The organism is Tateyamaria sp. LSS28 (assembly GCF_059611725.1).
Map to the genome: position 1 here is coordinate 76654 of NZ_JCAPFI010000003.1, position 14235 is coordinate 90888.

13 protein-coding genes are annotated in these 14235 nt (G+C 58.3%); 7 read left to right on the plus strand and 6 right to left on the minus strand.

Annotated features, from left to right (window positions below; all coding sequences use genetic code 11):
• The first annotated feature begins 60 nt into the window (after nucleotides 1-60).
• The 3 genes from AC53L6_RS08945 to AC53L6_RS08955 are packed head-to-tail and all read left to right on the plus strand — an operon-like array spanning nucleotide 61 to nucleotide 3439.
• The gene (locus AC53L6_RS08945; RefSeq protein ID WP_496907604.1) at nucleotides 61-861 is read left to right on the plus strand and encodes a BtpA/SgcQ family protein; all 801 of its coding nucleotides are present in this window, start codon (nucleotides 61-63) and stop codon (nucleotides 859-861) included.
• Complete coding sequence (locus AC53L6_RS08950; protein WP_496907605.1) at nucleotides 858-1952, plus strand: M42 family metallopeptidase; 1095 nt, start codon at nucleotides 858-860, stop codon at nucleotides 1950-1952. Before AC53L6_RS08945 ends, AC53L6_RS08950 begins: the two co-directional genes overlap by 4 nt.
• Nucleotides 1952-3439: an FGGY-family carbohydrate kinase gene (locus AC53L6_RS08955; RefSeq protein WP_496907606.1), complete on the plus strand. Its 1488-nt coding sequence runs from the start codon at nucleotides 1952-1954 to the stop codon at nucleotides 3437-3439. The genes AC53L6_RS08950 and AC53L6_RS08955 overlap by 1 nt, the downstream gene beginning before the upstream one ends.
• A gap of 24 nt (nucleotides 3440-3463) precedes the next feature.
• On the opposite strand, the gene AC53L6_RS08960 is transcribed toward AC53L6_RS08955, so the two are convergent.
• The 4 genes from AC53L6_RS08960 to AC53L6_RS08975 form a co-directional block, all read right to left on the minus strand.
• Nucleotides 3464-3949 (minus strand): GNAT family N-acetyltransferase, encoded by a 486-nt coding sequence (locus AC53L6_RS08960; RefSeq protein WP_299596325.1) that lies wholly within the window; start codon nucleotides 3947-3949, stop codon nucleotides 3464-3466.
• A 122-nt stretch (nucleotides 3950-4071) separates the two neighbouring features.
• The gene (locus tag AC53L6_RS08965; protein WP_299596327.1) at nucleotides 4072-4992 is read right to left on the minus strand and encodes a carbohydrate ABC transporter permease; all 921 of its coding nucleotides are present in this window, start codon (nucleotides 4990-4992) and stop codon (nucleotides 4072-4074) included.
• A complete protein-coding gene (locus AC53L6_RS08970) occupies nucleotides 4989-6026 on the minus strand; it encodes a carbohydrate ABC transporter permease (RefSeq protein WP_496907607.1) in 1038 nt (345 codons plus the stop codon). The genes AC53L6_RS08965 and AC53L6_RS08970 overlap by 4 nt, the downstream gene beginning before the upstream one ends.
• Before the next feature lie 141 nt (nucleotides 6027-6167).
• Entirely contained in the window at nucleotides 6168-7796 is a 1629-nt protein-coding gene (locus tag AC53L6_RS08975) for an extracellular solute-binding protein (RefSeq protein WP_496907608.1), read from the minus strand.
• Nucleotides 7797-8012: 216 nt separating this feature from the next.
• Between AC53L6_RS08975 and AC53L6_RS08980 the strand changes: the two genes are divergently transcribed.
• From AC53L6_RS08980 to AC53L6_RS08995, 4 genes are read left to right on the plus strand one after another with little or no spacing between them, the layout of a single operon-like run.
• A complete protein-coding gene (locus AC53L6_RS08980) occupies nucleotides 8013-9053 on the plus strand; it encodes an ABC transporter ATP-binding protein (protein WP_496907609.1) in 1041 nt (346 codons plus the stop codon).
• A gap of 2 nt (nucleotides 9054-9055) precedes the next feature.
• The gene (locus AC53L6_RS08985; RefSeq protein ID WP_496907610.1) at nucleotides 9056-9703 is read left to right on the plus strand and encodes a GDSL-type esterase/lipase family protein; all 648 of its coding nucleotides are present in this window, start codon (nucleotides 9056-9058) and stop codon (nucleotides 9701-9703) included.
• A gap of 23 nt (nucleotides 9704-9726) precedes the next feature.
• On the plus strand, nucleotides 9727-10173 hold the full coding sequence (locus AC53L6_RS08990) for an RbsD/FucU family protein (protein ID WP_496907611.1): 447 nt from the start codon (nucleotides 9727-9729) through the stop codon (nucleotides 10171-10173).
• A gap of 2 nt (nucleotides 10174-10175) precedes the next feature.
• On the plus strand, nucleotides 10176-11078 hold the full coding sequence (locus AC53L6_RS08995; protein WP_496907612.1) for a ribokinase: 903 nt from the start codon (nucleotides 10176-10178) through the stop codon (nucleotides 11076-11078).
• Between the two features lie 1430 nt (nucleotides 11079-12508).
• Here AC53L6_RS08995 and AC53L6_RS09000 read toward each other — a convergent pair.
• On the minus strand, nucleotides 12509-13354 hold the full coding sequence (locus AC53L6_RS09000) for an enoyl-CoA hydratase/isomerase family protein (RefSeq protein WP_496907613.1): 846 nt from the start codon (nucleotides 13352-13354) through the stop codon (nucleotides 12509-12511).
• Nucleotides 13355-13443: 89 nt separating this feature from the next.
• Nucleotides 13444-14232, minus strand: a complete 789-nt coding sequence (locus AC53L6_RS09005) for an SDR family NAD(P)-dependent oxidoreductase (RefSeq protein ID WP_496907614.1) — start codon at nucleotides 14230-14232, stop codon at nucleotides 13444-13446.
• Nucleotides 14233-14235: the final 3 nt, after the last annotated feature.

The window sequence follows — 14235 nt, forward strand, 5'->3', positions numbered from 1 at the left end:
CGCAGTTTCTTTTTGCCTGAACAGCCCGCTGTTCCTAAAGTCGACGGGGGAGGATTGTGGATGGCGGAGAATTTTACCCGGGTGTTCGGCGCGACCAAGCCGGTCATCGGGATGGTTCATATCGGTGCGTTGCCAGGTGCACCGCTTCACGATCCATCCCTTGATCTATTGGCCGCTGCCCGTGCCGATCTTACGGCGCTGCAGGATGCAGGCTTTGATGCCGTGATGTTCGGCAACGAAAATGATCGCCCTTACGAGTTTCAGGTCGATACCGCTTCGACCGCTGCGATGGCGCACCTGATCGGTCAGTTGAAGCCAGAGATCAAAGTCCCCTTTGGCGTCAACATGCTTTGGGATCCCATCGCAACGATCGCACTGGGCGTGGCAACCGGCGCAGATTTCGTGCGCGAGATATTTACGGGCACCTATGCCTCGGACATGGGCGCTTGGACGCCGGACGCGGGCAAGGCCATGCGCTACCGTGATCGGTTGGGACGACCGGACATGGCCATGCTTTACAATGTATCAGCCGAGTTTGCCTATTCCTTGGACCAACGCTCGTTGCCCAACCGGGCGCGCAGCGCGGTGTTTTCTTCGGTCCCGGATGCCGTCCTGGTCTCGGGCCAAATCACAGGTGAAGCCGCTAAGATGTCAGACCTGGAAGCGGTGAAAGCTGTCGTGCCCGACGTGGCGGTGTTGGCCAATACCGGAGTCAAGCACGATACTGTAGCGGATGTCTTGGCCATTGCAGATGGTTGCATCGTTGGGTCATCGCTGAAAGTCGATGGGCACACCTGGAACCCCATCGACCCCGACCGCGCAGAGACCTTCATGGATCGCGTGCGACAGGTACGCGGATGAAAGAGCGTCTCAAACAAGATCTGATGGACTTGATGCTGGTGCCGGGCCTTTCCGGCCACGAAGACCGTGTGCGCCGCGCCATCCAGGCACGTTTGGTCGAGATCGGGGTACAAAGTCGATCCGACCCCCTGGGCAATCTGGTTGCGCAGTTTCCCGGCCAGGGACCTGCGGTTATGCTGTTCACTCACATGGACCAGCTCGGGTTTGTGGTGCGCAAGATCGAAACGGACGGGCTACTCAGGATCGAGCGTCTGGGCGGCGTGCCAGAGCGCGCGCTTGCCGCGCAAGAGGTGTTGATCTGTGTCGGCGAAGGCCGCGATGTGCCAGGTGTCATTGCCAACAAAAGCCACCACGCGACAGGACCTGACGAAAAGTTCACCGTGACCCCATATCGCGAGCTCTTTGTTGATGTCGGGATGTCATCGGATACCGAAGCCGAAGCGGCCGGCATTCGTATCGGCACGCCTGCGGTCTACGCACCGCATGCCGGGCAACTGGCGGACGACCGCATTATGGGAACAAGTGTCGATGACCGGGCGGGCTGTGCTGTGTTGCTAGAGATCGCCCGCCAGTTGAAAGATCGGCCCGCGGGTCCTCCGGTACATCTGGCATTCACAGTGCAGGAGGAATTCAACCTGCGCGGCGCGCTGCCCCTCGCCCAGACACTGCAACCTGACATCGCCATTCAAGTCGACCTGATGCTGGCAGCGGATACGCCCGGTATGGAGGGGCACGGCGACATCTCTCTCGGCGCCGGGCCGGGCATCAATCTTTATTCCTTTCACGGTCGCGGAACGCTCAACGGTGTGATCCCGCACCCGGCAATGGTCGATCTATTCGAACGGACGGCGCGGTCCGAAACCATCCCCCTGCAACGCAGCGCACAGGTCGGGGTGCTCACGGACCTCTCTTATGTGCAACTGGTCGGACAGGGCGTCGCCTCGATCGATGTCGGGTTTCCAATGCGCTACTCCCATTCGGCGCGCGAGGTCTGCGATCTGGGTGATCTGATCGGGCTGACCCAGCTTGTCAGCGCTGCCCTGTCCCGTATCGGCCCCGACTTTTCACTCGACAGGGATGATTACACCTGATGGCGTACACGCTTGGCATCGACATCGGCACCTACGAAACCAAAGGGGTCCTCGTTGACGAAACCGGAACGGTCCACGGACAGGCGGCACGCGGCCACCAGATGCTCGTTCCCCGACCCGGCTGGGCCGAACATCGCCCCGAAGAGGATTGGTGGGGCGATTTCGCCCATGTCAGCCAGACCCTAGTGAAAGACAGCGGTATCGACCCGGCGGACATCAAGGCGGTCGCCTGTAGCGCGATCGGTCCCTGCATGCTGCCGGTAGATGCAACCGGGACGCCCTTGATGAACGGGGTGCTCTACGGCGTGGATGGACGGGCAGAAGCCGAAGTGAACGAACTGACGGACCGGATCGGCGAAGATACCATCATCGCCCGCTGCGGCAACGCGCTGACGTCGCAATCGGTGGGCCCTAAGATCCTGTGGCTTAAGCAACACCGCCCCGAGATCTATGCCGAGACGGCACATATCCTGACCTCAACCAGCTTTCTGGTGCAGCGCCTCACGGGCGAAGTGGTCATCGACCACTATACGGCCGCAAATTTCTCTCCTCTTTACGACGTCACAACGCAGTCATGGACTGACGATCTGGCAGACGATATTCTGCCCCTGACCAAGCTGCCCCGCTTACTTTGGTCAAACGAGATTGCGGGTCATATCACACCAGCCGCAGCAGCCGAAACCGGCCTTGCCGCAGGGACGCCGGTGACCGCCGGAACGATCGACGCCGCAGCCGAGGCGCTGTCTGTCGGGGTGGATCACCCCGGCGATATGATGATGATGTATGGCTCGACCATCTTTATCATTCTGCGCACGCAAACGCGCGCCGCCGATCCGCGCATCTGGTACGCTCCCTGGCTCTTTGAGGGGGAGCACGCCTCTATGGCGGGGCTGGCCACGTCGGGCACGCTGACCCATTGGTTCCGGGACCAGGTCGCCCGTGATCTGGATGTGGCAGAGGCTTTTCCCATCTTGGCTGAAGAGGCCGCAGGATCCCCCCCGGGTGCCAATGGCCTGCTGATGCTGCCGTATTTCTCGGGCGAACGCACACCCATCCATGACATCAACGCCAAGGGTGCCCTGTTTGGCCTGAACCTGACCCACACACGGGGCGACATATACCGCGCCTTGATCGAAGGGATCGCTCACGGCACGCGGCACGTCACCGACACGTTCGCCGAACTGGGCCAGTCACCAACTCGTTTGCTCGCCGTTGGCGGAGGCACAAAAAATGCGCTTTGGCTGCAAGCTACATCCGACATCACCGGCATTGATCAGATCGTATGCGAAAAGACGGTGGGAGCCAGCTATGGCGACGCGTTCCTCGCCGCCCTAGCGATTGGGGCTGTCGAGCGGAACGACATTGCAAAATGGAACCCCGCGCTACATATGATCCCGGCATCCCCACGAGCGGAATACGACACGGCGTACACTCTCTTTCGCAGGCTCTATGCGCAGACGAAAGACATTGCGCGGGAGTTGGGGTGAAGGCCGACGATGCGGACAAAGCTGTCATACAGTCTCGAGGCGATACTTTAGAAAGATTGCACCGTCGTAGTCGATCTCGCCGACGTGCTTTGCGCCAAGTCTTTTGAGCGCGCCCAGCTTCTTGCGGGAAGGTGGTAAGAGGAATGTGACGTAAGGGATGCGGTCGTCCGCCATGGCAAATTCAATTGCTTTTCTTGAGATGCAAGCCCCAAGGCCAAAGGCGTCAGGCCGCAAGACCAAGCCGAAATCCCACTCGTCACCTTCCTTCTGAAAACCGCCCCATCCGACATACTGGTCGTCCGATAGGAATGCCCAGTGCCCAAGGCCATCACGCACCCAACACTGTTCTTTTTTAGCGACGAATTTTGCCGCAATCTCGGCGTCCCATTTCACGGACAAAAGCGGCATGTGCTCCGCCATCCGTGAGTCAGACATGTGGGCCGCAATCTCGGTTGGTTCAACTTCGGACAAGCGTGCAAAGGTGATGTCGTGTGTCAAATTGGCTTCCATCCGCGAATTTGGGGCTAGTAATTCAAATGATGCGGACTGACAACATATGCGCCTCGTCGCAGTGACGGACTGGACGAGTTTGAAAGTCGCAGATGATGCGAGAGCAGGCATCTACTCCGTGACTACTTCACCGCTCCTGCCGCCATGCCCTTGATAATGTATTTCTCGAGAAAGATGGCGACGATAATCAGTGGCAGGATCGCAGCCGAAGACAGCGCCGCCATGGACCACCAGTTGATCCCTTGCGATCCGGTCTGACTGGCCACCATGACGGGCAGAGTTGTGGCATTGGTCGAACTCAGCAGAGCGGCAAAGAAGTATTCGTTCCAGCACAGCACGAGGCTCAGGATGAATGCGGCGACCATGCCAGGAAGCGCGATCGGCAAAACAATCTGGATGAAGGCGCCCCAGATGCCCAAACCATCGACCAGAGCGGCCTCTTCTAGCTCAACCGGAATGCCCTGGAACTGGTCACGCATGATCCAGATCACGATTGGCAGCACCATCAGAGTGTACAGCAGGATCAGACCAATCTGGCTGTCGAGCAAGTCAAGTGAGCGGTAAAGGACTAGGAACGGCAGGGCCAGAACCACGGGCGGCAGGATCATCTGGCTCAGGAAAAAGAACGAGATGTCCGAGTTGCGCATGAACCCGAACCGGTAATTGAACCGGGACAGACCATAGGCAGCGAGCGACCCCAGAACGACGGCAAGCAACGACGCTGAAGTGGCAACAATTGCACTATTCCAGAAGCGTTTCAGAAACTCTTCCCGCACGGTCGATACTTCTCCGATCAACCGCGGTGAGATGCCCAGCGACTCCCACCCCTTCCAGCGCGGGGTGAAATCCCACCAGGGCACCATATTACCCCGCATCACGTCCGGGGCCAGCTTGAATGAGGTGGTAATGGTCCAGTAGATCGGGAATAGGCACACGATGGCCCAGACGATCAGCGCGGTGTAAATGGCCACTCTGCTGGTCCACCATTTCATGCGGACTACGCGATCCGCGTCGTGATCCTTGAAAACGGCAGCATTGGTCATGCGGGGCGCTCCATCCAACGGCTCACCAGCTTGAGCAGCAGCGTGACAAAGATGATGATCAGCACGAGGTACACCATCGCCAGAAGCGTGCCATATCCCACGTTCGAACGGTCACGGTACTCACGAAAAATAAAACTGGTGACCGAGTCAGTGGCGCCGCCCGGTCCGCCAGATGTCACGTTGATGATGATATCTGCCAGCTTCAGCTTGAAGATGACGCGGATAACGATGGCCGTGACAGACACTGGCAACATCAAGGGAAAGATCACCTCTTTGAAACTTTGCCAGCCGGATGCTCCGTCCACTTTCGAGGCTTCAATCACCTCGCGCGGTAGCGCCTGAAGCCCAGCCAGCAGCATGATCATCATGAACGGGATAAAGGTCCACGCGTCCATCGCCATGATCATGAAGCGGGCAATCTCCGGGCTGCCAAAGAAACTCGGCTCGAACCCAAGCTCGCGCACCACCCTCGAGATGGGGCCGAACCGCACCTCCAACATCGACTTGCCAATCATCCACGATACCGCAACCGGGCTCAGCATAAGGGGCAGCAGAAAGACGACACGAAAGAACTTGCGCGCCCGGATTTGCGCGTTGAGCAGCAACGCAAGGCCAAAGGCGATCACGTATTCCACGCTGACCGCCAGGACGTAGTAAACCATGTTTTTCAATGCGTTCCAGTAGAACTGGTCGTTCCACATCTGCACCATGTTCGCCCAGCCATTGGGCTTTGGGCCATCAACGGACGCCAGGTTCCAGTCCGTGAAGGAGATGTAGAGCGCAAAAAGCAATGGAAAGACAACAAGGCTGATCACGAACAACGCGGCAGGCAAAACAAACAGCGTCCGCTTGCCCGCTTCTCCCCGAATCATGACCTGCGATACGCAGAGCGCCGTCGCCCAAAGCATGTACGCGTACAGCACTGGGCGCCAATTTCCGAAACCTTGGCCAACGCGGTCCATCTCGAACGCCATTTGCCATGCGGCAAGGCCGACGCACAGCAGTCCCGCACCCCAGACTATGCTTTTTCCCAAGCGCTTTCGCATTTCGGAAATGTCGTCAGCGGTCACTGTGTGAAGAAGGTCGCCTTCAGCGCTCATAATGCAATAAGTGGCCTGTACTGTCCGTGAATTGGGCGACGCTGTTGCGCCGCCCAAACTTGATGTTCCCCAGTATCAGAGGCCCAGGGATGCCCGATACACCGCGATCTGGCTGTCCCGCCCGATCTGATCGGTGATCTCTTCCCAGGCCGCAGCAATGGCATCAGCCGTTTCCTGCGCCGATCCATACTGCCCCGCATAGCCCTTGGCCAATTCGTCCTCGGCAACCGAGTAGTATTGGAAGATGCCGGGGATGCGGGGTTCGATAGCTGCGTTGGGATGGTTGTAACTGTCGGCGTTCGAGCCAAGGTAATCCTCGATGAACGCGCGGTCGTAGCCTGCCTCTTCCCACTCTTCGAATTGGAAGTGCGAGTTGCGGTAGGGCTGGAAACCCGACGGATAGGCCGACGCCCAAAGCGATAGGTCCTTGCCACCCAAATGGGCTGCCGCGGACCAGGCTGCTTTCTTCTTTTTCTCGTCGCCTTCGACTGTGGCCATTACATAAACACCCCACCCGATGTAAGCCATATTGGGCGCTTCGTTGCGAGTGTCTTCCCATGCGCCGGACTGTGCGTTGTAGACTCGGTCCGAGGCCGGGTTGATGCCAAAGCCAACCACATCGCCTACAACGGACGTGTCCGACGTACGGGCCGAAGACCCCACATCGCCCCACCACATCAGCATGGACCCCGTCCCTGCAAGGAATTGCTGGAAGGCCGTCGTGCCGGGGTCCGCATTGATCTGGTCTGCTGGGTAAGCGCCCGCTTCAATCAGGTCCATCACGTCCTGAATGGCTTGCACCCATGCAGGGTTGTTGACCATGGGCGCCATGGTCTCGGGGTCAAAGAGCCACGCGGGCGAATTCGGGTGTTTCGCATAAGCAGCAGCACGGTTTTCCAGGAAGTAGAAGCCAAAGCCGCCCCAGCCCTTCAACGGATCAAGATAGCCGTGTGCGGGCAGACCGGTCAGCGGGTCTTCTTTGCCAACAAGGTCCTTGGAGACCTGGTTGATCTCTTGCCAGGTGGTAGGTACCTCGGCGCCGCCAATACCGTCGGGTCCAAAATAGTCCTTACGGTATGCAAAGCTGTGGCAATCGCCGTCGATGGAAACACGGTAGGTCTTGCCATCCCATGTGCCGACGGGCGCTTTGAGGTAGTCGACATAGTCGTCCATGTCGATCTGCTCCTTGACCCAGTCGGGCATCTCGGAGGCGAGGCCCTTGCCCAACACGTCGCCTTCGAAAGGCGCACCCATTTCGATGATGTCAAAGTCCACGGTGCCGGTGGCAATCGACTGTTGCAGGCGGGCGTTGTAGTCGGCTTGCGCCAGGTCGATCCAGTTGATCTTGGCGCCGGTGTAGGCCTCCCATGGCTTCAGGAATCCACGGAACAGGAAGTTGTGCAGGTTCTGGTTGTTCAGACCCATGAACGTCAGTTCGACGCCTTCGAACTCGCCTTCGGCCACGTTCTCCTTGGTCGCCCCAAGGCACATTTCACCAACTTTTTGCCAATCGCTGTCGGTGGGCGATCCAGCCCCGACTCCGGGGATTTTCAGGATTTCGGCACGGACGTTTCCGTGTCCGTCGGCCATGGCCGCGCCTTTGGGCATCATTGCTGCAACACCCATCGCGGCGGTGCCTTTCAGCATCTGCCGACGGTTCATTTTCTGCGCCGCTCTAATGTAATTGTACAATCCGGTCTTCATATCCATCCTCCCTGGATCTCGTGATACAAATCATCCTTGGGCAGATGGTGGGGCGCATTTTTTGTTATTTTTTCTAGGTGATAGCGCCTCGTACTCCCCCGAGGAACTCTCACTATGCGTGAGATTTACGTTAAGTCAACAAAAGCTGACCCGTGCACGTAGACAACAAAAACCCCTTTCACTAGCATCCGATTTCTAAGTGGAGGGAAGCCGTGCATGGCAGGCGTCAAGATTCAGGACATCCGAAAATCATACGGTGCCGTAGAGGTTATCCACGGCGTCAACGTGGACATCGGCGACGGGGAATTCGTGGCCCTTGTGGGCCCGTCGGGATGCGGGAAGTCGACGCTCTTGCGCATGATCGCCGGGCTTGAGCCGATCAACGGCGGCACCATCGCCATCGGTGATCGTGTCGTGAACAACCTGCCGCCCGCGGAACGGGACATCGCCATGGTGTTCCAGACCTATGCGCTGTACCCGCACAAATCCGTCGCTGAAAACATGGGTTTCGCGCTGAAAGTGTCCAAAGTTGACCGGGCAGAGATTGCCCGCCGGGTCAAAGAAGCCGCCGAAATCCTCAGCCTCACCGAATATCTCGACCGCAAGCCCCGCCACCTCTCCGGTGGGCAGCGGCAACGTGTGGCGATGGGCCGTGCCATTGTGCGCGACCCGCAAGTGTTCCTGTTTGATGAACCCTTGTCCAACCTCGATGCCAAACTGCGCATCCAGATGCGGACGGAAATCAAGGAGCTGCACCAGCGGCTCAAGACCACGACAATCTTCGTCACCCACGACCAGATCGAGGCGATGACACTGGCCGACCGTATCGTCGTCATGCAAGGCGGCAACATCGAACAGGTCGGCACACCGCTTGAACTTTATGACAACCCGACAAATGAGTTCGTGGCGACGTTCATCGGCGCGCCGTCCATGAACCTTTTGAATGCTGATCTGTCTGACAAGCAGATCAGGATCGCCGATCAAGCATTTGCCGGGCCGTCAGGCGCGGGGAAAGTGCGTCTGGGTGTACGGCCCGAACACCTTGTTCTGGCCGACAAGGGATTGGCCATGCAGGTCAAAGTGGTTGAACCCACTGGCTCCGAGACCATGGTTTTTCTGAATTTCGAGGGTCAGGATGTCACCGCAGTCTTTCGCGAACGCCACGCGTTCGAGCCCGGACAGACCGTTCATTTGGCGCCGGATCCGAGCTGCCTGCACGTCTTTGATAGTTCGACCGGCCAAAGATTGGCCATCTGATCATGCCGCCACGCACTGTCCTTTGTTTTGGTGACAGCAACACGCATGGGACGATTGGCATGACCACCACGACAGATCGACGTCGACACGACAAACCAGACCGTTGGCCAAGTGTGATGGCCCGTTCGCTGCCGCAAGATTGGGACATCATTCCGGAAGGACATCCCGGGCGCACGGCAGTTTGGGATGACCCGATCGAGGGTATTCACAAAAACGGCGCGCGCGCGCTCCACGCCATTCTTGAAAGCCACAGACCTGTCGTTCTGGTCATTCTTTTGCTGGGCACCAAAGATCTCAAATCGCGCTTCGGTCTGTCGGCGCATGACATCGCCCTTGGCCTGCAACGGTTGGTGACAGAGATCCTCGGGTCCGATAGCGGCCCCAACTCCCACGCGCCCGGCGTCCTGTTGGCCGCGCCGGTCGTCGTACAGGAGGTTGGTGTCCTAAAAGAGTCGTCTGCAGGTGCAAGGTCCAAATCGACGGCCCTGCCCGCCTTGCTGAAGAACGTCGCCATCCGACACGGAACCGGATTCGTCGACCTGAATGACGTTGCCAAAGTCGATCCGGTGGACGGCGTCCACCTCTGCGCCGGTGCGCCTGCCGCGATCGGCGCGGCCATGGCCAAGGCTGTCGCGAACCAAATGAACTGATTGCCCAAGAAAAGGAGTCACACATGCTCAAAGGAATTGATCCGATCCTGAACGCCGACGTGCTGTATGCACTACGTGCGATGGGTCACGGTGACGACCTGATCATTGCCGACACAAATTTCCCCTCGGACAGCGTGGCCCGCGAGACTGTACTGGGCGAGGTCCTGCGCATAGACCGTCCGGCGGCGGAGGTCGTGCGCGCAGTATTGTCCATCTACCCCATCGATACCTTTGTCGACGATGCCACCGCACGAATCGAGGTGGTGGGTGAACCCGACACCATCCTGCCGGTGATGGAGGAGGTTCAGACCGAAGTCAGCGCCGTTGAAGGCCCGACACTGTTGGGGATCGAACGCTACGCATTCTACGAGCGGGCAAAACAAGCCTATGCCGTCATCCAGACCGGAGAGCGGCGGTTCTACGGCTGCTTTGCCTTGCGCAAGGGCGTTGTCGGCCCGGATGAGGGCTGACCATGGGCACCGTTGTCATATTGGGTATCTTTGTCGCTGACACCGCCTATCGCGCCGACCGTATGCCAGTTATGGGCGAAACAGTCATGGGCAATGCCTTTGCATTGGGGCCGGGTGGAAAGGGATCAAACCAGGCCGTGGCCTGTGCCCGCATCGGTGCTGACACGCACTTCGTGACCAATCTCGGGCAGGATGATTTCGGTAAACTGGCGCTCGACACCTGGGCTCGGGCCGGCGTCACACCGCATGTGCGCCAGATCAGCGACAGCTACACCGGAGCCGCCTTTATCTTCATCGAGGAACGCACAGGCGACAACGCCATCATCGTATCCCCTGGGGCCGCTGCCCTGATCTCGCCGGCGGATGTCGAGGCGCACAAGGACTTGATCGCCAGCGCGGACGTGTTCGTCACGCAACTGGAACAGCCGATGGATGCGGCCATGCGCGGGCTCGAACTGGCCCGCGCCACTGGCGTCATAACCGTTCTGAACCCCGCCCCGGCCGCTGATCTGCCCGAGGGCATGCTGGCACTCTGTGACTACGTCACCCCGAACGAGACCGAATGCGAGGTGTTAACGGGCATCGCAGTCACAAACGAGGTCGAGGCGGAAGCCGCCTGTGCCGCGTTGATCGCCAAAGGTGTGCGCACGCCGATCATCACCATGGGCGAACAGGGCGCATATCTATCGGGGCACGGTCTGGTGCCCGCCGTGCAGGCAGGACCGGTGGTCGAAACAACGGGCGCCGGTGACGCATTCAACGGGGCTTTTGCCGCGATGCTGGCCAATGGAGACACTGCGCTGCGTGCTGTACAGTACGGCTGTGCGACAGCCGGAATCTCGGTCACGCGCGCCGGAACCGCCCCTGCGATGCCGTATCGATCAGAGGTGGACGCGCTACTCTGAGCGTCCGGCCCATCGACAAGAAACCGGACGCCGTTGTCAAAACTGTCGCACAGAACTCCCTTAAGTTGCACTTGGCATGCGTGTTGCGAAATCCAATGCGACGGTCAGATATGGTTTGCCAATCGCTTCTCTAGTGTCTGGTTCAACGACGAATATGTCTGCGAACGCAAGCCGGAGCCAGAAATCAAAGAATTCTTGAGTCTCAGATATTTAAAGCGCTAAGTAACGGATTTTTCTGCAACCGCAGTCTCAACAATAAGGAGATCCAACCGCCATGTCGGATTCTCAAAATGATGAGACTGCTGCAGTGAGCCCCCCTGATCCAAGGAAACAACACATAGCGATTTGAGGTTATAGCTGCTTTTGGCGCGCGCTACTTGGCTTACTAGCACCCAGTCAAAACGGTAGTCACACCGTAGCTTTCCTACGAAATCTACGAACCACGCGCTCATCTTCGAGCGCGGCAAGCAACTGCTCACGATGGTGCTCAGCATCTCATCGACGGCCCAGGCGCGATGCTGGTCTGGCCATGCTTCATCGAACACCTTCTCAGTCAGCACAACCTAAGCATTTTTCCTCCGTGCCTGAGGTATGCTGGCCCCTTGTCGGCTGGCCTTGCTAGACCAAACCCATGGTTGTAGATCGTCTCAATATCAAATCGGCGCGTTTGGATCGGTGGAATGCTGTTGAGTTTCAAAAGACGGTCCTTCCGACAGTGCACATAAGAGTCGCGGTTTGCGCCGCGTTTGCTGCTGCATCGAAAGAAACTGCCAAGTTATCGGATACCTTTGAAATGTCTGCGAGGCGCTGTCAGCCCCCCTGCCCCAACAGAACTGTTCTGTTGTTTGGTTCATCTCCTGCCGTTGTCGGTGACCGGCCCATTCCGGACACTCAACGCAGCTTGTGTATGCTGCGGCCGCACCCGCACTGCCGACATTCGCTGCATCAGCAAAGTCTGGCCTGTTCGAACTCACAATTCGCGGTGCAAAGCAAACTTCCAAGATTTTCGCCCTAGCGTGAAATCAAGGGCCGCAGGCCCCCTGAGCAATTGCTAGACCGCCCGTAAAGGCTGGCAATTTATTTGCATTGGGCAGTTAAATTCGAACCTTTGCATGCTTGGCAGAAGTAAAGCGCATTGAAATCCGGTCACATCTCCACCCCGCGGTCTGACGATCGCACGGCTACATCAACCGTCCGTTTTTCGGCCCGCGACTGACCTCGGAACATTTGGGGTGAACGGACAAAGCCCGGACGAAACTACCTTCGCTGTGTTTGCAATGATGCCTAGATTTCGGTGGCGCATTTTGTGTGGGGCGGCGGTAGTGATAAGGGTACTTGCTGCAGCTGCCTCCAAGTCGCTTGGTAGGATCCGAGTCTATAGCTGGCCGCCCGACAGGTGGGGCAGCCAGCTTGTGCTTCTTGAAGGCGGTTCAGTTGATGTCCTGAGCCTTCATGACAAGCTCGTTCCAGTTGCGCTGGTTTTCGATGTCGTGTTCCAGTGCCTGTTCGTCCGCTATGGTGAAGCGTTTGATCGCGGGGGTTTTGCTGGTCGCCTGGTAAAGCCAATAGGCCTCGGCCTTCAGTGCGTCATCGATGGGCTTGTCAATGGATTCGTAGACCATCTGCTTGCAAGCGTTGATAGACTCCGCCGGGAACTGCGCGATGCGATGCGCCAGCGCGTCGACATACGGCCCGATCTCATCTGGCTCCAACGCTTTGTTAATTGTGCCCATGCGCTCAGCGTCGTCTGCATCGTAATCCTGCGCACTCAGAATGATCTCAAGCGCGCGGCCGAGGCCTGTTTGCCGCGCCATGCGCGACGCGCCGCCACCGCAGGGCAGGATGCCCATGCCCACTTCCATCTGCATGAACTTGAACTTGCCACGCGCGGCAAAGCGCATATCAAGCGCAAGGGCCAATTCGTGCCCGCCGCCACGCGCGAACCCTTCCAGCTTGGCGATGGTGGCCTGGGGGACTTTGCTGATGCGTTCGCAAACGGATTGAAGATCCAGCAGATGCGCCTCGTCGCGCGAGACGGCTTCTGTTGACATGTCCTTTAGCAATTCCGTGTCATAGTGACAGACCCAGATCTCGGGATTGGCCGATTGAAGGACGACGACCTTTGTCTCACGATCGCGTTCCAACCGCATCGCCAGGCTATTGAGATCGGCCAGCATCTCCTGGCCTTGCACATTCACTGAACCGAAATCGAAGGTCACTGTGGCAATGGCGTTTTCGACTTCTACGTCGAAGGTTTGAAAGTTTTCATATTTCATAAGGCAGTCCTTTCTTGGGCCTCGGCATCAGAGACGCGAGGGGGTGGGTTAAACGGTTGGGGGTTTGGGGCGGCGCGTGCGCCGCGGTCCTAGCTTTGCTGGCCGAGGATGGTCCTGATCGTTGTCATAACATCCGCCGCATGCGCCGCATCGAGTGCTGCGGGATGTGGCTTGGCAAAGGCGCCGCTGTCATTGTCGAAGTATTTGCCCGACGCATCGGCAAACCGGGCCCCAAGGGCGGCCTCTATCAGGATATCAGCGCCGATATTCATGTCCTTGCCGGCCACGCCAAAGCCCTCTTTAACCATCTTCGACGCGAGCAATGACCCAGGATTCACTGCGATCATCGCAGGCCCTTCGGGCAACGTCCTGGCCCACTCACGGGTCCAGATCGTGATCGCCAATTTGCTTTGGGCATAGGCGCCCATTTCGTCCAGTTGGCGTTGACCCAGCATCGCTTCCCTGTCCACCGGCGCCTGTGCTGCCGACGACAGGTTCACAACGCGGCCATCCTGCGGCATGATCGGTAGCAAAAGTTCGGTCAGCATATAAGGCGCGTAGGTGTTGACCACAAAACGAATATCAAGCCCGCCATTCAGCGTCGGGTTGGGCGCGCGCAAAACGCCCGCATTGTTGATCAGAACGTCCAGTTTTTCGTGCTTGGCGCGGATGTCACCGGCCAGTGCCTTAACTGCGGAAAAATTCGACAAGTCGGCAACAAAGCTTTCCACCGCGCCGCTGATACTATCGGCGGCGGCATCAAGTTTTGCAGCGCTACGCCCGTGCAACAAAATACGGTGCCCATCGACGGCCAGCTTCTGAGCAGTCAGCAGGCCAATTCCGTCTGTCGAGCCTGTGATGAGGATTGTTTTGGTCATACA